Genomic DNA, 17,003 nt, shown 5'->3' on the forward strand with positions numbered 1-17,003 from the left:
GAGCCCGGAACCCCCTCCATTTCTATCCGGTGGCGGAGAGCTCGCCCGGCTCATCGCCGGGTTCGACTGGGCATCGACCGGGCTTGGCCCGATCGACCAATGGCGCGACCACGTGAAAGCGGCCACGGCCTTGATGCTGCGTTCCCAGGTGCCCATCGTCATGCTCTGGGGCGAGCGGGGGGTTCATGGTCTACAACGACGCCTACTCCCACTTCTCGGGTCTGCGCCACCCTCAGTTGCTGGGCTCGGAGGTGCGCAAGGGCTGGCCAGAAGTGGCGGACTTCAACGATCACGTCATGACGGTGTGCCTGGCCGGCGGCCACCTGCGGTTCGAAGACCAGGAGTTGATCCTGCACCGCCACAACCGTGCCGAGCAGGTCTGGATGAACCTGGACTACTCGCCGCTGCTCGACCTGAGCGGCCAGCCGGTGGGCGTGATGGCCATCGTGGTCGAAACCACCGCCAAGGTGCAAGCCCTTCGCAAGGTGCACAGCGAACGGGAGCGGATGGCGCAGCTGTTCCAGCAAGCCCCGTCGTTCATGACCATGCTGCGGGGAAGCTCGCATGTCATCGAATTGGTCAACCCCAACTACCTCAAGCTGGTGGGCCACCGCGACGTGATCGGCAAGACGGTGGCACAGGCGCTGCCCGACGCGGTGGAACAGGGGTACCTCCAGCTGCTCGACGAGGTGTATGCCAGCGGGCAGGCGCATTCGGCGCGGGGCGCCCGGTACGCGGCGCAGGCCGAACCCGGCGGCCCGGTCAACACACGCTATCTCGACTTCGTGTTCCAGCCCCTGAGGAACGAGGCCGGCGAGGTCGACGGGATCTTCGTGGAAGGGATCGATGTCACGGACCGGGTGCAGGCCGAAATGAAGCGGGACTGCCTGACGGTGCTGGGGGATCGTTTGGCGGCCCTGTCAACGCCGGTGGAGCTCGCGCACGCGGCCTCCGAAATCCTTGGCGATGCGCTCAAGGCCAGCCGCGTGGGATACGGCAGCATCGACAACGCCACGGAGACACTGACGGTCGATCGCGACTGGGCCGCGCCCGGCGTGGACAGCCTGGCCGGCACGACGCGGCTGCGCGACTACGGCGCCTTCATCGACAGCCTCAAGCTGGGCGAGTTCATCGCCATCGCCGACGTGCGCCTCGATGCGCGCACCGCCTTCGCGGCCGAGGCCCTCGAATCCAAATCCGCGCGCTCGTTCGTCAACGTGCCCATCATGGAAAACGGTCGGCTGGCCGCCGTGTTCTTCGTGAACTGCGACCAGGTCCGGGAATGGGAGGCGGAGGAACTCTCCCTGATCCGCGAAGTGGGCCAGCGCACCCGCGTGTCGGTGGAGCGCGCCCGAGGGCACATCGCCTTGCAGGAAAGTGAAGCCCGCCTCAGGGAGGTGAACGAGACACTGGAGCAGAAGGTCGAGCAACGCACCGCCGAATTGATGGAGATCGAGTCCCACTTCCGCCAGGCGCAGAAGATGGAGGCCATCGGCCAGCTCACGGGCGGCCTGGCGCACGACTTCAACAACCTGCTCGGCACCATCAGCAACAGCCTGCAGATCCTGAAGATGCGGCTGACCCAGGGCACGACGGACGGGCTGGAGCGCTACATCGGCATGAGCGAGGATTCCATCCGCCGCGCCGCCGCGCTCACCCACCGGCTGCTGGCGTTCTCGCGCCGCCAGACGCTCGATCCCAAACCCATCGACGCCAACCGACTGGTGCAGGGCATGGAGGACATGATCCGCCGCACCATGGGGCCCTTGATCGACATCGAGGTGGTCGGCGCCGGCGGCCTGTGGTTCACCAAGGCCGATGCGTCCCAGCTCGAGAACTCGCTGCTGAACCTCTGCATCAATGCGCGCGATGCCATGCCCGAGGGAGGCCGTCTGACCATCGAGACGGCGAACAAGTGGCTGGACGAGCGCGCCGCCGGCGAGCGCAGCCTGCCGCGCGGGCAATACGTGTCGCTGTGCGTGACGGACACGGGCACGGGCATGTCCGCCGACGTCATCGAGCGCATCTTCGACCCTTTCTACACCACCAAGCCCCTGGGCATGGGCACCGGCATGGGCTTGTCCATGGTCTACGGTTTCGTGCGCCAGTCCGGCGGGCAGGTGCGGGTGTACTCCGAAGTGGGCATGGGCACGACGATGTGCCTCTACCTGCCCCCGCTACCTCGGCCCCGGTGTTGACGAGGAGGAAGCACCACGGCCCGCGCCCATGCAGGCGGGCGATGGCGAAACCATTTTGGTGGTCGAGGACGAATGGGGCATCCGCGTCACGATCGAGGAGGTGCTGACCGACTCGGGTTACCACGTGCTCACGGCCGATACGGGCCCCGCGGCCATGAAGATTCTGGACAGCGAGGCGCGCATCGACCTGCTCATCACCGACGTCGGCCTGCCCGGGGGCATGAACGGCCGTCAGGTGGCCGACGCGGCCCGCATCCAGCGAACGGGCCTGAAGGTGCTGTTCATCACCGGCTATGCCGACAACGCCGCGGTCGGCAATGGGCACCTCGACCCGGGCATGGCCGTGTTGACCAAGCCCTTCGAGATCTCGGTGCTGTCCAGCCGGGTCAAGGCCCTGCTGAGCCCGTGACGCGGGCGGGGAGGCCGGCGCGCACGAAGTCCACCAGCTCGGCCAGTGCGCCCTCCGTCGGCGTTCGCCACAGCAGGTGGGTCTGCAGGCAGGCGTCGTCGTGCGCCAGCGGAATCGCCACGATGCTGGCCGGCAGCTTGCCCACGATGCCGCCACCGTAGAGCGCCACGTGGGTGCTGCGCGCCACCGACTCCAGCAGGATCGGTGTGTCGTCGGGCTCGTACACCACCCGGGGCTTGAAGGCGTGGCGCTCGAACAGCGCAAACAGCAGTTCGCGGAAGGTGCCCCAGCGGCCCGGCGATCCGATGATCAGGCCCTCGTCCCGCAGGTCCTGCAAGTGCAGCTTGCGCTTGCGCGCCAGCGGATGACCCACGCGGCACAAGGCCACGATGGGCTGCGAGTCCACCAGCACCCGGTCCAGTGAAGGCGACGGCGCCAGCGATGCCGGCAGCAGCAGGAAGGCCGCGTCCAGATCACCCGCGACGATCTCGGCGAACAGGCGCTCGGACGGTGCCTGCAACAGGTTGAGCTCCACATCGGGGAAGCCCACGCCAAAGCTGAACAGCAGTTCCGGCATGGCGCTGTTGGCGGCCTGGGCCGAGTAGCCGATCAGCAGCTTGCGCTTGCTCGAACTGCCGGCCAGGCGGCGCGATTCGCGCACGGCCTGGTGCAGGCCGTCGAACACCGCATCGAGCTGTCCGAGCAGATGGGCGGCGGCCGGGGTCAGCTCCATCGACCGCGTCGTGCGCACGAAGAGCGGGAAGCCCAGCTCCTCCTCCAGCAACTTGATGGAACGGCTGAGCGCGGGCTGCGCGATGCGCAGCGCTTCGGCCGACTTGCGGAAGTTCAGCGTGGCGCTGAGGTGGCGGAACTGCTGAAGCCGCCGCAGGCTGGGGTAGGTCTTCATTGATGCCGGAATTCTATCAATGAGGGATCAAATGGTATTGGACTGGGCCGGGGGCCAAAACTAGCATTCACGCCCACCAGATCCACCACAAGAATTCATGAAAGCCTCCGTTTCCCAGTTCAAGAGCGTGCGCGACATTGAGAGCAACTTGCGCACAATACGCAGCCACATCGCGACCGCCGCCGCCAGCGGCGCCCAGCTGATCTGCTTTCCCGAAGCCAGCATGGTCGCCTACGAGTCCTCGCGCGAAGAGCTGGTCGCTTTCGCCGGGCAGCAGGCGGCCCGCTTCATCGACGAGGTAGGCGCCAGCGCCAAGGCGCACGCGATCGACGTGTTCGTCGGCCTGTACGAGCCGCTCGATCGCCACCGCACGCGCAACACCTTCGTGCACCTGGGTGCCGATGGGCAACTCAAGGGCCGCTACGAAAAGCTGCACCTCTACGATGCGTTCAGCTTCAAGGAGTCCGACAAGAACCGGCACGGCCAGCTGCTGCCTGCGCACGACGAGGTGTATGTGGCCGACGTGGGCGGCGTGCGCTTCGCCATCCTCAACTGCTACGACCTGCGCTTCCCCGAAATCTCGCGCATCGCGGTGGACAAGGGCGCCGACGTGCTGCTCTACGGCGCGGGCTGGATCGCCGGCAGCCTCAAAGAGCTGCACTGGGAGACCCTGCTGCGCGCGCGCGCCATCGAGAACACCTGCTACGTGCTGGCCTCGTGCCAGCCGCCGCCCACTTCCGTGGGCATGAGCATGGGCATCGACCCCTCGGGCCTGGTGATCGGCGGCATCGCGGCCGCCGAGGGCGTCGTGACGGTCGACGTGCTGCCCGAGCGCCTGCGCGATGTGCGCAAGGACCTGCCCTGCCTCGAACACCGCCGCTACCAGATCGCCCTCAATTCCTCCGGAGACAACAACACATGAACAACCAGCAACCGCAATCCCAGAAAAAGGTGCTCTATTCGGCATCGCTCGGCCAGTTCGTCGAGTGGTACGACTTCGTGATCTACGCCTACTCGGCCACCATCATCGCCAAGCTGTTCTTCCCCACCACCGACCCGGCCACCGCCCTGCTCTCGGCCTTCGCGGTGTACGGCGTGGGCTTCGTCATGCGCCCGCTGGGCGGCTTCATCTTCGGCAGCCTGGGCGACCGCTTCGGCCGCAAGGCGGTGCTCTCCGCCATCATCCTGATGATGGGTGGCGCCACCGTCGGCATCGGCGTGCTGCCCACCTACGCGCAGATCGGCATCGCGGCGCCCATCCTGCTCGTGGTGCTGCGCCTGATCCAGGGTCTGTCGGCGTCGGGCGAGACCATCGGCTCCAACTCCTTCGTGGCCGAACACGCGCCACCGGGGCGCCGCGGCCTGCACGTGGCCTTCACCTACGCCTTCGCCAACCTGCCGCCCGTGGCGGCCGCGCTCATCATCCTCGCCGTGACCAGCCTGCTGGGCAGCGAGGTGTACGAGAGCTGGGGCTGGCGCATTCCCTTCCTGATCAGCGGCCCGCTCGCGCTGGTGGGCCTGTACATCCGCAACCGCGTCGATGAATCGCCGGCTTTCGAGGTGGCGCGCGCCAAGCAGGAAATCTCGACCACGCCGGTGTCGGACGCCATCCGCGACCAGAAGAAGGCCATGGGCTTCAGCTTCGCGCTGGCCGCGTTCTCCAGCCTGACCTTCTACACGCTCGCGGGCTACTTCGTGTCCTACCTCACCGTCACGGTGGGCATGAGCCGCAGCGACTCGCTGATCTCCAACGGCATCGCCATGACCGTCGCCTTCCTCACGATGATCGCGAGCGGCTTCGTGTCGGACAAGGTGGGGCGCAAACCGGTGATGGTGGTCAGCCTGCTGTTCAACGCCATCGTCTGCGTCCCGGCCTACATGCTGGCCGGCGAAGGCACGCTGTTCCACGCGGCGCTCGCGCAATCGCTGCTGGCCATCGGCATGGGCTCGTTCGCCGGCCCGCTGGGCATCACGCTGCTCGAGCTGTTCCCGACCAAGACGCGCTTCAGCGCATCAGCCATCAGCTACAACCTGGCGTACACCATCTTCGGCGGCACCGCGCCCTTTGTCGGCACCTACCTGGTGCTGGCCGACGCAGTCCAAGCTGGCCCCGGCCGCCTACCTGGCCGCGGTGTCCGTCGTGGTGCTGTGCGTCACGCTCTTCCTGCCCGAGACTTACCGGCGCTCGCTGACGGACTAGCCTCCTCGATGCCCTGCGCCAGCAACTCGGTGGCGAACTCGATGTAGCCCCGCACCAGGGCATCGCTGCCCGGCCGCTCCTTGAAGAGCACCGCGAGCATGGGCTGGGCATCCATGAAGAAGGTGCACATGCCCAGAATGGCGACGTGCAGGTAGCGCGCGTCCAGTTCGCGCGCCGGCTTGTCACCGGGGATGGGGTTGAGCACGAACTGCGTCAACGCCAGCCCCCGTTTTCGCCACCGTGTTGAGGTCCCCCACCTCCATCTGGGCCTCTTCATCGGAGTAGATCTCCTTGAGCACCAGATTCATGAACTGCGGGTTGCGCTGCAGTGAATCGATCAGCATCTGCAGGCGCGTGCGGATGCGGTGGCGCAAGGGCCCCGGCTCGTCCAGCACGAGCCGGCTGCGTTCCTGGATGTCGTCCAGCAGGCCCACCGCCGCGGCCCGCAGCAGGCCCTTCTTCGTGCCGAAGTAGTAGCGGATCAGCGCCGGGTCCACCTTCGCGGCACTGCGCAACCTCCACCACCGTCAGCGCCTCCGGCGCCTTGTGGCGCAACAGCGCGAGCGCCGCTTCGACGATCTTCTCCTTGCCCACGCCGCTGCTGGAAGCGGGCCGGCCCGCTGTGCGGCGCGGCTCCTTGCGCCGTCGACGGGGCGTGGGGGTGTCGTTGTCCTTCATCACGCCATTCTAGGAACACTTCGCGCGCGGCACGCCCCGCATCGAAGGCCGGCGGCATTAATTCCCATGAAAAGGAAATATCCACACTGCATGTAGGGATTGTCATTTCGGGTTGACAGGCGTTCCGCCAGGGTCTTAGCATCCGCTCAATTCCTATTTGTAGGAATTAAAAGAACTTCAACCCTCTGCTGAATGTCCCCCCAAATGTCTGTCGTTGCGATCACCTTCAACCCCCATCTCCTCAGCGCCAGAACCGCCACGCGGTCCAAGGACGCCGGGAACGGCCTGATCTTTCAACCGGGCGAAGAGGACAACCTGCGATGGCAAAGCCGTCCCAGCGAACCGTCTGAGGAGGAACAGGCCCTGGCCGCGGCCATCGTGCAGATCTACGCCGACGACGGCCGCTCGCCCGAGGCTTTCGCCGAAGCGCTCAACGCGAGAAACCTGCTGCAACCCGATGGCAGCGCATGGACGCCCGAGACCTTGTGCGCCGTGCTCGAACGCCTGGCGGTCTGACCCCCATCGATCCGAAAGAACACCCCATGAAATCCCACGACATCACCCGGCGCGAGCTGATGCTGGCCGGCATGGCCCTGGCCGCTCCCGCCGGCGCCTTCGCGCAATCGGCCCGCCCCACGCAGCTCATCGTCGGCTTCCCCGCGGGGGGAGGCATTGACCTGCTGGCGCGCCTGATGGCGAGCCAGCTGCGCGCGCACACCCCCGAGCCCGTGGTCGTCGACAACAAGGCAGGCGTGGCCGGCCGCCTGGCGCTGGAGCACATCAAGCGCGCGCCGGCCGACGGCAGCGCCTTGCTGCTCACGCCCGACTTTCCCCTCACGATCTTTCCGCACATCTACAAGAAGCTGGCCTACCAGCCGCTGCAGGACTTCACGGCCGTGGCCGCCTGCGCGCGCTCGGAGCTGGTGCTCAGCGTGGGACCCATGGTGCCGTCGAGCGTGAACACCGTGCCCGAGCTCGTGAAATGGATGCAGGCCCACCCGGACAAGGCCGACTACGCCTCGTCGGGCCCCGGTGGGGTGCTGCACCTGCTGGGCGTGATGTTCAGCCAGGCCACGGGGGTGCAGATGACCCACGTGCCCTTCAGGGGCAGCGCGCCCGCGCTGCAGGCGCTGGTGGGCGGGCATGTGGCCGCGAGCTTCAACGCCGTGGGCGAAGCCCTGCCCTTCAAGGCCTCGGGTGGCCTGCGGCCGATCGCGACCTTCGGCGCCAAGCGCTCGCGCTACCTGCCCGAGACACCGTGCATGGTGGAGCTGGGTTATCCGAATGTGCAGGCCGACACCTGGCTGGGCGTGTTCGCGCCCCCTCGCCTGCCTCAGGCCCTGGTGGAGCAATGGAACACCCGGATCACCAGCGTCGTGAACTCCAGCGAGTACATCGCGAGCCTGGACAAGCTCTCGATGGAGCCGCTCACGCTCAAGCCCGCGGCGCTCGCCTCCCTCGTCAAGACCGACATCGAGCGCTGGGCGCCTGTCGTCAAGGCCTCCGGCTTCACCGCCGATGAATGAACACCCCCAACACCCCATGAGCATGGACGAAGCGACTTTGAAAACCGATGCCGCGCAGCGCGTGGAGCGTGGCCTGTTGAACTACTGGTACCCGGTACTGCCGAGCTACCGCCTGGCGGGCACGCCCATCGGGATCACCCGCCTGTCCGAAGAGATCGTGCTGTGGCGCGACGACGAGGGCCAGGTCCGCGCGGTGGAAGACCGCTGCCCGCACCGCGGCGCGCGGCTGTCGCTGGGCTGGAACCTCGGCGACCGGGTGGCCTGCTGGTACCACGGCGTGGAGGTGGACGGCCAGGGCAAGGTGGTCGATGTGCCGGCCATGCAGAACTGCGTGCTCACCGGGCGGACCTGCCTGAAGTCCTACCCCGTGGTGGAAGCCCACGGCGCGATCTTCCTCTGGTTCGGCGATGGCAGCCTGGACGCGCCAGCCCCGTTCGAACTGCCCGAAGAGATGACCGCCGAGGACTACTCCGGCTTCCTCTGCATGCAGAACTGGAAGTGCAACCACCGTTACGCGATCGACAACGTCATGGACCCCATGCACGGCACCTACCTGCACTCGCAGTCCCATTCCATGGCCGAGGGCGACCGGCAGGCCGAAATGACGGTGCGGCCGACGGCCACCGGCCTGATCGTCGAAAAGGTGGGCCAGCGCGGCGTGAACTTCGACTGGGTCGAGTTCGGCGAGTCGGGCCTGATGTGGATGCGCCTGGCCGTGCCGTACAGCAAGCAGCATGGAGGCTGCGCAGTTCATCATCGTGGGCTTCGTCACCCCGGTCGACGAGACCCATTGCCAAGTCTATTTCTGGCGCATCCGCAAGGCCTCCGGGTTCGACCGGCACGTCTGGCGCTTCCTCTACCGCAACCGGCTCGAAGGCCTGCACTGGGACGTGCTCGAGCAGGACCGCAAGGTGATCGAGAACCTGACCCGGTCCGCCCGCTCGCAGGAAACGCTGTACCAGCACGACGTCGGCATCGTCCGGGTCCGCCGCCTGATGGAAAAGCGCGCCCAGGAACAGGTCGCGCAGCGCCTCGCCAGCGTGGCCTGACCCGCTCCTCCTCTTCCGTTCCCCCTCTGTCCGGGGACCCGTCGGGTCCCCCGGGCATCCCTTCGCCCAAAAAATGGAGTCCCCATGAAAAAGCCCCCCTTTCTTGCCGGTTTGAGCGCGTGTGCCTGCCTGTTGGCGAGCGGCGCCGTGAGCGCGCAGAGCACGGTGTCGATCTACGGCGTCATTGACGCCTCGGTGGAACACGTCACGAAAGCGACCCCCAGCGGTGGCGGCCTGACCCGCGTGCCATCCCTGACCGGCAGCGCGCCCAGCCGCCTCGGCTTTCGCGGCACCGAAGACCTGGGCCAGGGACTCAAGACGGTCTTCACGCTGGAAACAGGGTTCTCGCCCGACACCGGCGCTGCGCAATCAGGGCGGCCGCGCCTTCGGGCGCCAGGCCTTCGTCGGGCTCTCGGGCCCATGGGGCACGGTATCCCTGGGCCGGCAATACACCATGCTGTTCTATTCCATCCTGGAGTCGGACATCCTCGGCCCCAACCTCTACAGCTCGGGCTCGCTGGACAGCTACATCCCCAACGCCCGCGCGGACAACGCCATCACCTACCGCGGCACCTTCTCCGGCCTCACGCTGGGTGCCAGCTACAGCCTGGGCCGGGACGCGGTGAACGCAGGCCCCAGCCCGGCCGGCACCAACTGCGCCGGCGAAAACCCGAACGACAGCAAGGCCTGCCGGGAATGGTCGGCCCTGGTGAAGTACGACACCGCCACCTGGGGCACCGCGCTCGCGGTGGACGAGCTGCGCGGCGGCACCGGCGCCTTCGCCGGCCTCAACTCCAGCGCCATGACGGACCGGCGCACCTCCGCCAACGGTTACGTCAAACTGGGTGGCCTCAAGCTCGCCGGGGGCCTGGTCCGCCGCGCCAACGGCGCCAGCGCCACCCAAGGCAAAAGCGATCTGTGGTACCTCGGCGCGGCGTACCAGGTCACGCCGGCCTTGCTCGTGGACGGCGAGGTCTTCAGCCTGCGTTACAAGGACTCGGTGAACCGGGCCACCCTCGCCGCCGTGCGCGCCACCTACAGCTTCTCACGGCGCACGGCGGTCTATGCAACGGCCGGGCACATCCAGAACAAGGGCACGCTGGCACTGTCGGTCAGTGGCGGGCAGCCGGGCGGCGCGCCGGTGCCCGGTGGCTCACAAAGGGGTGTGGCGTTCGGCGTGCGGCACAGCTTCTGAGCAGGCACACCTTCGCCAACCAGTGCGCGCGCTTCAGTGCGCGTGCGCGCCCACCAGCGGAAAGTCGTACTGCGCATCCACCACGCGCGCGGCCATGGTGGGCAGCATGCGGTCGATGAACACCTCACCCACCCAGCGTCGCAGGGCCGGGTTGCTCATGGGGCCGGCGGCCTGCAGCGTCATGCTGCTGAAGGTGTTGATGCCGTCTTCCATGAGCAGGCCCATGGGCACCGGCGGCAGTTTTTCGGTGGACGCGGCGCTGGTGGACTGCTGCCAGGCGCTGAGGAAACGGTCGAAGCTGCCGACGGTGCCTTTGCGCCAGACATCGGCGATGTAAAAGATCCAGGCGCCCTGGTCTTCCACCACGAAGCCCCAGGAAAACTCGTGGATGCCGTCGGGCGCCTGCGCGAACACGCCGATCTCCTGCACGTCTTCGCGTGCCTTGTACTCGGCGAACAGCGGGCCGGGGCCTGAGAGTTCGCCACGCACGAAACGCTCCAGCATGCCGGGGTCCGAGCTGAACAGGGGCAAGGGATCGGACCACGAACGCTTGGCGCGGTGGATGAGGCGCGAGGTGGCATCGGCGCTCTTCTGCGCCTGGATGCAGCGGTCCATGAAGGTCTTGCGGCCGTCGGGCGTGGAGATCAGGTCCACGGTCTCGGTGAAGGCGGCGTCGTTCTTGAGGTAACCGTCCTCGCGCAGGCGCAGCACGATGTCGAGCATGGAGCTTCGCGTGATGTGTTCGATCATGTAGGCCATGTCGCCACCCTCGAAGTCGGCCATCGACCGCTGCACCCAGGCCATGGTCTCCTCGTGGGAGAGCCCCTGGGGTGCCTTGGGCATGTCGTTGAACAGGGCGCGGAGCACCCTCACCGTATCCAGATCGCTGGCCATTCATCCTCCGTCGTTGGCATCACGGCCGGCCCGGGGAGATAAGGCCTGGACCGGCCTGACAGTCAGGATAGGCGTTTTTGGCCTTTTGCCTGACAGGGGGCCGGTGGCGAGCGTGACTTTTGCAGTCGATGGCGCGGTTTTCCGCGCAACGGTTCAGGCCTGGCGCGCCGCCCGTTGCGTGCCCACCACCACCAGGGCCACCAGCATCATGAGCACGCCAGCCAGCTGGCTGGGGCTCAGGGCCCGGCCGTACACGGCCCATTCCACCGCCACGGCCGAGGCAGGGTAGACGAACTGCAGCACGGCCACGCGCCCGGCGCTGAGGCGCGCCACGCCGGCGTACAGCACCACGTAGGCCAGGCCGGTGTGGATGGCGCCCAGCCCCGCGAGCCAGGCCCAGGCCGGCCCCGCCGGCGGCCAGCCGTGCACGAAGGGCCACCACACCAGCACCACCGCGCCCACGGCGCACTGCCACCAGGCCAGGGCCAGTGGCGTGACGCCGCGCGCCCGGTTGGCGATCAGCGTGAGGGCGGCATAGCCCACCGAGTTGAGCAGCGCCAGGCCGATGCCCCAGAGGTAGCTGGACGACCAGCCCGCGCCCGTGAGCGCGCCGTCGACCCAGCCCGAGGCCAGCGCCAGGCCGATCAGGCAGGCGAAGGTGGCGATGCCTTGCGCGCGCGTGATGCGCTCCTTCCACCACAAGGCCCCGAACGCCATCACCAGAAAGGGCTGCACGTGCACCACCACGGGTGCGCACGCCGATGGAGGTGCGCTCGATGGCCTCGAAGAACAGGATCCAGTTGACCACCGCGAGCACGCCCGCGCTCACTGCCGCCAGGCGCGCTGCACCGCTGAGCCTGAGTTCCCGCCAGCGCCGGGTGACGGCGAACCAGGCGGTGAGCGTGAGCAGACCGAAGGCGCAGCGGAACCACACCGCCGTGAGCGGGCTCTGGCCGGCCTCTTCGAGAAAGATGCCCAGCGTGCCGAGCATGAGGCCGCCCGCCACCATGAGCCACATGCCCGAGCGTTCGCGCGCGGCGGCGTGAGGGTGGGCGCCGAGGGACGTGGACAGGGAAGCCGTGGAGTTCATGCGCCGATGGTCGGCGGGCATGCCCCATCTGTACAGCGGATAAATAGAATCCAATGCATTCGACAATCGAATATTGGAGCCGACCGCCATGACCCACACCGACCTGCAACTGGACTGGCTGCGCGCCTTCGTGGCGGTGGTGGATGGCGGATCGCTTTCGGCCGCCGCGCCGCTGGTGCACCGCTCCCAGCCGGCGGTGAGCATGCAGATCCGCAAGCTGGAAGACGCGGTGGGCCGCGCCGTGCTGCTGCGCGGCCCGCGCCACCTCGAACTCACGCCCACCGGCACCGAGTTGCTGGGTTACGCGCGGCGCATGCTGGCCCTGCACGCCGAAACGCTGGAGGCCCTGCATGGGCCGGTGCTCAGCGGCCGCGTGCGCCTGGGCGTGCCCGACGACTACGCCGTGAGCTACCTCTCACCCGTGCTGCGCAGCTACGCCGCGCGGCACGCGGGCGTGGAAATCGAGCTGGACTGCGAACAGTCCACCTCGCTCATTCCCAAGGTGCAGCGCGGCGAGATCGATCTGGCGCTGATTTCGCGCGACAAGTCCACGCGCGGCACGCTGCTGTTCCAGGAACCGCTGGTGTGGGTGGGCGCACCGCAGTTCGAGGTGTGGCGCCGCGACCCCCTGCCGATCGCGGTCTACGAAGCCACCAGCCAGGCGAGGCGCGCGGTGATCGCCGCGCTCCACGCGCAGCGGCGCGCCTACCGCGTGGTCTACAACAGCTCCAGCCTCGCGGGGCAGTTGGCGGCGGTGGAAAGTGGGCTCGCCCTGGCGGTGCTCACGCGCTGCAGCGCGCCGGCCCACCTGGCCATCCTGGGCGAAAAACAGGGCCTGCCGGTCCTGGACTTCATGGACGTGGCGCTCTACCGCAGCCAGGCCTCGCGCCACCTGCCCGCGGTGGACGCGCTGTTCGAGCAGATGGTGCAGACGCTCAGTGCGAAGGCACCAAGAAGTCCTGGCTGATGCGCCCACCCAGCTCGTTCACGCGGTCCAGGAACTGCGTGAGGAAGGCGTGCAGGCCGGTGGAGAGGATCTCGTCGATGCGGGCGTACTGCAGATCGGCCTTGAGCTTGCCCGCGCGGCGCAAGGTTTCGCCGCTGTGGTCGTTGGACACCACGCTGAGGTTGTTCACCACCTCGTTGAGGCTGGCGGCCAGGCTGCGTGGCATGTCGGCGCGCAGGATCAGCAGCTCGGCCACGCGCTCGGGCGTGATCACATCGCGGTACACCTTGCGGTAGACCTCGAAGCCGCTCACGCTGCGCAGGATGGCGCTCCAGTGGTAGAAGTCGTACTCCTGATCGAGCTCGCTGGCGGCGCCGAAGAAGTCGCTGTGCACCGCGTGGAACTTCACATCCAGCAGGCGGGCGGTGTTGTCCGCGCGCTCCAGGAAGGTGCCCATGCGGTAGAAGTGGAAGGCCTCGTCCTGCAGCATGGTGCCGATGGCGCAGCACCGCGCGAGAGGTGCGAGCGGAACTTGACCCACTCGAAGAATTCACCCGGGTCGCGCTCGAAGTTCTTGCCCTTGAGCATGCGCGTGAGTTCCAGCCAGGTCTGGTTCTGCGTTTCCCAGAATTCGGTGGTGAGAGCTCCGCGCACGGCCCGCGCGTTCTCGCGCGCGGCCTTCAGACAGGTGTAGATGCTCGACGGGTTGGACTCGTCGCGCACCATGAAGTCGAGCACGTTGCGTGGCGTGATTTCCTTGCCGTACTTCTGCGTGTAGGGATACAGCAGCTCGCTGATGGCGAGCAGCCCTTCCCAGCCCACCTGCGCCACGGCTGCGGACTGCGGCAGCAGCGAGGTCTGGTAGTTCACGTCCAGCATGCGGGCGGTGTTCTCCGCGCGCTCGGTGTAGCGGGACATCCAGAAAAGGTGGTCGGCGGTGCGCGAAAGCATGGTGTGTCCCTCAGTCTTCAAGAATCCAGGTGTCCTTGGTGCCGCCGCCCTGCGAGGAGTTGACGACCAGCGAGCCCTCCTTGAGCGCCACGCGGGTGAGCCCCCCGGGCACCATCTGCACTTCCTTGCCGCTGAGCACGAAGGGGCGCAGGTCGATGTGGCGCGGCGCCACGCCGCTTTGCACATAGGTGGGGCAGGTGGAGAGCGAGAGCGTGGGCTGCGCGATGTAGCCGCCCGGGTTGGCCGCCACGGCCTTGCGGAAGTCCTCGATCTCGGCCTTCGTGGACGCGGGCCCGACCAGCATGCCGTAGCCGCCCGCGCCGTGCACCTCTTTCACCACGAGGTCCTTCATGTTGGCCATCATGTACTTGAGGTCCTCGGGCTCGCGCCCCATGAAGGTGGGCACGTTGTTGAGGATGGGTTTCTGCCCGAGGTAGAACTCGATCATCTTGGGCACGTAGGGATAGATGGACTTGTCGTCCGCCACGCCGGTGCCCACGGCGTTGCAGATGGCGACGTTGCCGCTGCGGTACACGCCCAGCAGGCCTTCGCAGCCCAGCGTGGAGGTGGGGCGGAACACCGAGGGGTCGAGGAAGTCGTCGTCCACGCGGCGGTAGATCACGTCCACGCGCTTGGGGCCGCGCGTGGTGCGCATGTAGACGAAGTTGTCCTTGACGAACAGGTCCTGCCCCTCGACCAGCTCGATGCCCATCTGCTGCGCGAGGAAGGCGTGCTCGAAGTACGCGCTGTTGTACATGCCGGGGGTGAGCACCACCACCGTGGGCTCGGCCGTGGTGGCCGGGCTGCTGGCGCGCAGGGTTTCCAGCAGCAGGTCGGGGTAATGGGCGACCGGGGCCACGCGGTTCTCGCCGAAGAGTTCGGGAACAGCCGCATCATCATCTTGCGGTCTTCGAGCATGTAGCTCACGCCGCTGGGCACGCGCAGGTTGTCTTCGAGCACGTAGTACTCGCCCACGCCCTCGGCATTCGGGGCGCGCACGATGTCGATGCCCGAGATGTGCGAGTAGATCTGGTGCGGCACGTCCACGCCCATCATCTCGGGGCGGAACTGCGCGTTCTGGAAGATCTGGTCGGCCGGCACGATGCCGGCCTTGATGACTTCCTGGCCGTGATAGACGTCGTGGATGAAGCGGTTGAGCGCGGTCACGCGCTGCACCAGGCCCTCCTCCATGCTGCGCCATTCGTGGGCGGGAATGATGCGCGGGATGAGGTCGAAGGGGATGAGGCGCTCGGTGCCGGAGCCGTCCTCGTCCTTGGCGCCGTACACCGCGAAGGTGATGCCCACGCGGCGGAAGATCATTTCGGCCTCTTCGCGCCGGGCCGCCATCACGTCTTCAGGCTGTTGGGCCAGCCAGCGCGCGTAGTTCTGATAGTGGGCCCGGACCTCGCTGGGCGAGGCGTTCATTTCGTCAAACATCGGTCTGCTCATGGGCTTTTTCTCCTGAGCACAGCATAGCAAGGACTGGGCCAGGTTTTGGCCGCCTCGCCGCCCCGCCGCGCGAAATCCCCTCAGTGTCTTCCCGGAGCCGGCGCAAGACCCCAACCCTTCCCGCCGGTGCCGGCGGGGTGCTTGCGCGCCTGCCGACGATCCTGTATTGTACGGACCATAAATTCAATTGTTCGTTCAATTAACCTGGTCTGTACGGACCATTACCTGGAGACGAGAAGCATGAGTGGGTTCATCAAGAAGGCCGTTCTGGGTCTGGGCATCGCCGCCCTGGCCGCTGCCAGCCACGCGCAGGAAACGCTGAAGATCGGTGTGCTGGGCGGCATGACCGGCCCGGGCGCGCCGTGGGGCCTGGCGATCGACGGCGGTGTGCGCGTGGCGACCGAGGAGATCAACGCCAGCGGCGGCCTGAAGGTGGCGGGCAAGACCTACAAGGTGGAGATCGTGTCCTACGACGACCACTACAAGGCGGCCGACGCCGTGACGGCGGTGAACCGCCTGATCGACCAGGACAAGGTGCAGTTCATCATCGGCCCGATCGGCTCGGCCTCCCTGCTGGCGATCAAGCCGATCACCGAAAAGAGCAAGGTGGTGCTGCTCTCCAACACCTACACCACCGAGGCCCTGAACGCCGAGACGCGCTACATGTTCCGCGTGCTGCCCACCACCAACGAATACGACGCGCAGCTGATCGGCTGGCTCAAGCAGAACCGCCCCGCGATCAAGCGCGTGGCCGTGATCTCGCCCAACGACGCCACTGGCTGGAGCACGCAGAAGGGCAAGAAGAAGGCCTATGAAGCCGCGGGCTACGAGATCGCCGACGCCAAGTTCTTCGAGCGCTCGCAGAACGACTTCCGCACCATCCTGGCGGGCATCCTGGCCAAGCGCGTCGACCTGATCGAGCTCGACGTGGTGCCGCCGGCCCAGGCCGGCCTGGTCATCCGCCAGGCGCGCGAAATGGGCTACAAGGGCCCGTTCACCAAGTTCGGCGGCAACAACGTGGCCGAAACCGTGAAGTCCGCTGGCGCGGACAACGCCGAAGGCACCCTGGTGTATTTCTCGGCCGACCCGGCCAGCGACGCCTACGCCAAGCTGAGCAAGGCCTACGCGAAGTACCACCCCAACGCCATGGACGACTTCGCCTTCTATTTCTACGACGCGGCCAAGCTGCTGTTCGGCGCGATCCAGAAGGCGGGCACCACCACCGACACCGACGCCGTGGTGAAGGCCATCGAAGCCACCAAGACGTACGACGGCATCCAGGGCAAGATCGTCTGGGGTGGCAAGGACACCTACGGCATCGACCACCAGATCGCCACGCCGGCCTACCTGGGCGTGATCGAAAACGGCAAGGGCAAGGTCGTCACCAAGTTCGACGCCCGCTGAGTCCGCGCGCCCCGCACAGCCGCCACCGAGGGGTGGCGCCGCCGGGGCGCGAGCTCCTCCTTCTTCCCTGCTGAACGCGCCCGCCTGCGGCGCCAGCCGCGGGCCTC

General features: G+C 67.2%; 14 protein-coding genes and 4 pseudogenes. 11 read left to right on the forward strand and 7 right to left on the reverse strand.

The features are described 5' to 3' along the window. Positions 1-185: 185 nt before the first annotated feature. Both ACFJGX_RS22380 and ACFJGX_RS22385 read left to right on the forward strand, forming a co-directional pair. The gene (locus ACFJGX_RS22380; protein ID WP_382327100.1) at positions 186-2,198 is read left to right on the forward strand and encodes an ATP-binding protein; all 2,013 of its coding nucleotides are present in this window, start codon (positions 186-188) and stop codon (positions 2,196-2,198) included. Between the two features lie 28 nt (positions 2,199-2,226). Continuing rightward, positions 2,227-2,607 carry a response regulator gene (locus tag ACFJGX_RS22385; protein ID WP_382327102.1) on the forward strand — a complete coding sequence of 127 codons (381 nt, stop codon included), beginning with the start codon at positions 2,227-2,229 and terminating at the stop codon, positions 2,605-2,607. On the opposite strand, the gene ACFJGX_RS22390 is transcribed toward ACFJGX_RS22385, so the two are convergent. Then, complete coding sequence (locus ACFJGX_RS22390; protein WP_382323780.1) at positions 2,585-3,514, reverse strand: LysR substrate-binding domain-containing protein; 930 nt, start codon at positions 3,512-3,514, stop codon at positions 2,585-2,587. The genes ACFJGX_RS22385 and ACFJGX_RS22390 overlap by 23 nt on opposite strands. A gap of 97 nt (positions 3,515-3,611) precedes the next feature. On the opposite strand from ACFJGX_RS22390, the gene ACFJGX_RS22395 reads away from it, so the two are divergent. Next, the gene (locus ACFJGX_RS22395; protein ID WP_382323779.1) at positions 3,612-4,436 is read left to right on the forward strand and encodes a nitrilase-related carbon-nitrogen hydrolase; all 825 of its coding nucleotides are present in this window, start codon (positions 3,612-3,614) and stop codon (positions 4,434-4,436) included. Continuing rightward, on the forward strand, positions 4,433-5,761 hold the full coding sequence (locus ACFJGX_RS22400; protein WP_382327104.1) for an MFS transporter: 1,329 nt from the start codon (positions 4,433-4,435) through the stop codon (positions 5,759-5,761). The genes ACFJGX_RS22395 and ACFJGX_RS22400 overlap by 4 nt, the downstream gene beginning before the upstream one ends. Here the strand turns inward: ACFJGX_RS22400 and ACFJGX_RS22405 are convergent. Together ACFJGX_RS22405 and ACFJGX_RS22410 are read right to left on the reverse strand one after the other, a co-directional pair. Then, positions 5,668-5,919: a hypothetical protein gene (locus tag ACFJGX_RS22405; protein WP_382327106.1), complete on the reverse strand. Its 252-nt coding sequence runs from the start codon at positions 5,917-5,919 to the stop codon at positions 5,668-5,670. The two genes, ACFJGX_RS22400 and ACFJGX_RS22405, sit on opposite strands and share 94 nt — an antisense overlap. Next, positions 5,897-6,229, reverse strand: a complete 333-nt coding sequence (locus tag ACFJGX_RS22410; RefSeq protein ID WP_382327108.1) for a TetR/AcrR family transcriptional regulator — start codon at positions 6,227-6,229, stop codon at positions 5,897-5,899. Before ACFJGX_RS22410 ends, ACFJGX_RS22405 begins: the two co-directional genes overlap by 23 nt. A gap of 367 nt (positions 6,230-6,596) precedes the next feature. Between ACFJGX_RS22410 and ACFJGX_RS22415 the strand changes: the two genes are divergently transcribed. The 4 genes and pseudogenes from ACFJGX_RS22415 (at position 6,597) to ACFJGX_RS22430 (ending at position 10,162) form a co-directional block, all read left to right on the forward strand. Then, positions 6,597-6,908: a recombinase-like helix-turn-helix domain-containing protein gene (locus ACFJGX_RS22415; RefSeq protein WP_382323777.1), complete on the forward strand. Its 312-nt coding sequence runs from the start codon at positions 6,597-6,599 to the stop codon at positions 6,906-6,908. Positions 6,909-6,934: 26 nt separating this feature from the next. After that, complete coding sequence (locus ACFJGX_RS22420) at positions 6,935-7,918, forward strand: Bug family tripartite tricarboxylate transporter substrate binding protein (RefSeq protein ID WP_382323776.1); 984 nt, start codon at positions 6,935-6,937, stop codon at positions 7,916-7,918. Between the two features lie 16 nt (positions 7,919-7,934). After that, positions 7,935-8,967, forward strand: a pseudogene (locus ACFJGX_RS22425) (Rieske 2Fe-2S domain-containing protein). Between the two features lie 84 nt (positions 8,968-9,051). Further along, a pseudogene (locus tag ACFJGX_RS22430) lies at positions 9,052-10,162 on the forward strand (porin). Between the two features lie 33 nt (positions 10,163-10,195). Here the strand turns inward: ACFJGX_RS22430 and ACFJGX_RS22435 are convergent. Continuing rightward, the gene (locus ACFJGX_RS22435) at positions 10,196-11,029 is read right to left on the reverse strand and encodes a hypothetical protein (protein WP_382323775.1); all 834 of its coding nucleotides are present in this window, start codon (positions 11,027-11,029) and stop codon (positions 10,196-10,198) included. Between the two features lie 180 nt (positions 11,030-11,209). Then, the gene (locus ACFJGX_RS22440; protein ID WP_382327110.1) at positions 11,210-11,791 is read right to left on the reverse strand and encodes a DMT family transporter; all 582 of its coding nucleotides are present in this window, start codon (positions 11,789-11,791) and stop codon (positions 11,210-11,212) included. Positions 11,792-11,832: 41 nt separating this feature from the next. On the opposite strand from ACFJGX_RS22440, the gene ACFJGX_RS22445 reads away from it, so the two are divergent. After that, the gene (locus tag ACFJGX_RS22445; protein ID WP_382327112.1) at positions 11,833-12,102 is read left to right on the forward strand and encodes a hypothetical protein; all 270 of its coding nucleotides are present in this window, start codon (positions 11,833-11,835) and stop codon (positions 12,100-12,102) included. A 132-nt stretch (positions 12,103-12,234) separates the two neighbouring features. Continuing rightward, the gene (locus ACFJGX_RS22450; RefSeq protein ID WP_382327114.1) at positions 12,235-13,113 is read left to right on the forward strand and encodes a LysR family transcriptional regulator; all 879 of its coding nucleotides are present in this window, start codon (positions 12,235-12,237) and stop codon (positions 13,111-13,113) included. On the opposite strand, the pseudogene ACFJGX_RS22455 reads toward ACFJGX_RS22450, so the two are convergent. Both ACFJGX_RS22455 and ACFJGX_RS22460 read right to left on the reverse strand, forming a co-directional pair. Beyond that, a pseudogene (locus ACFJGX_RS22455) lies at positions 13,082-14,043 on the reverse strand (alpha-E domain-containing protein). The gene ACFJGX_RS22450 and the pseudogene ACFJGX_RS22455 overlap by 32 nt on opposite strands. Before the next feature lie 10 nt (positions 14,044-14,053). After that, positions 14,054-15,492 (reverse strand): annotated as a pseudogene (locus ACFJGX_RS22460) (circularly permuted type 2 ATP-grasp protein). Positions 15,493-15,732: 240 nt separating this feature from the next. Here ACFJGX_RS22460 and ACFJGX_RS22465 point away from each other — a divergent pair. After that, positions 15,733-16,896 (forward strand): ABC transporter substrate-binding protein, encoded by a 1,164-nt coding sequence (locus tag ACFJGX_RS22465; protein ID WP_382323770.1) that lies wholly within the window; start codon positions 15,733-15,735, stop codon positions 16,894-16,896. Positions 16,897-17,003 lie beyond the last annotated feature (107 nt).

The sequence above is a fragment of the Hydrogenophaga sp. UC242_50 genome (assembly GCF_042697355.1).
Lineage (GTDB): Bacteria > Pseudomonadota > Gammaproteobacteria > Burkholderiales > Burkholderiaceae_C > Hydrogenophaga.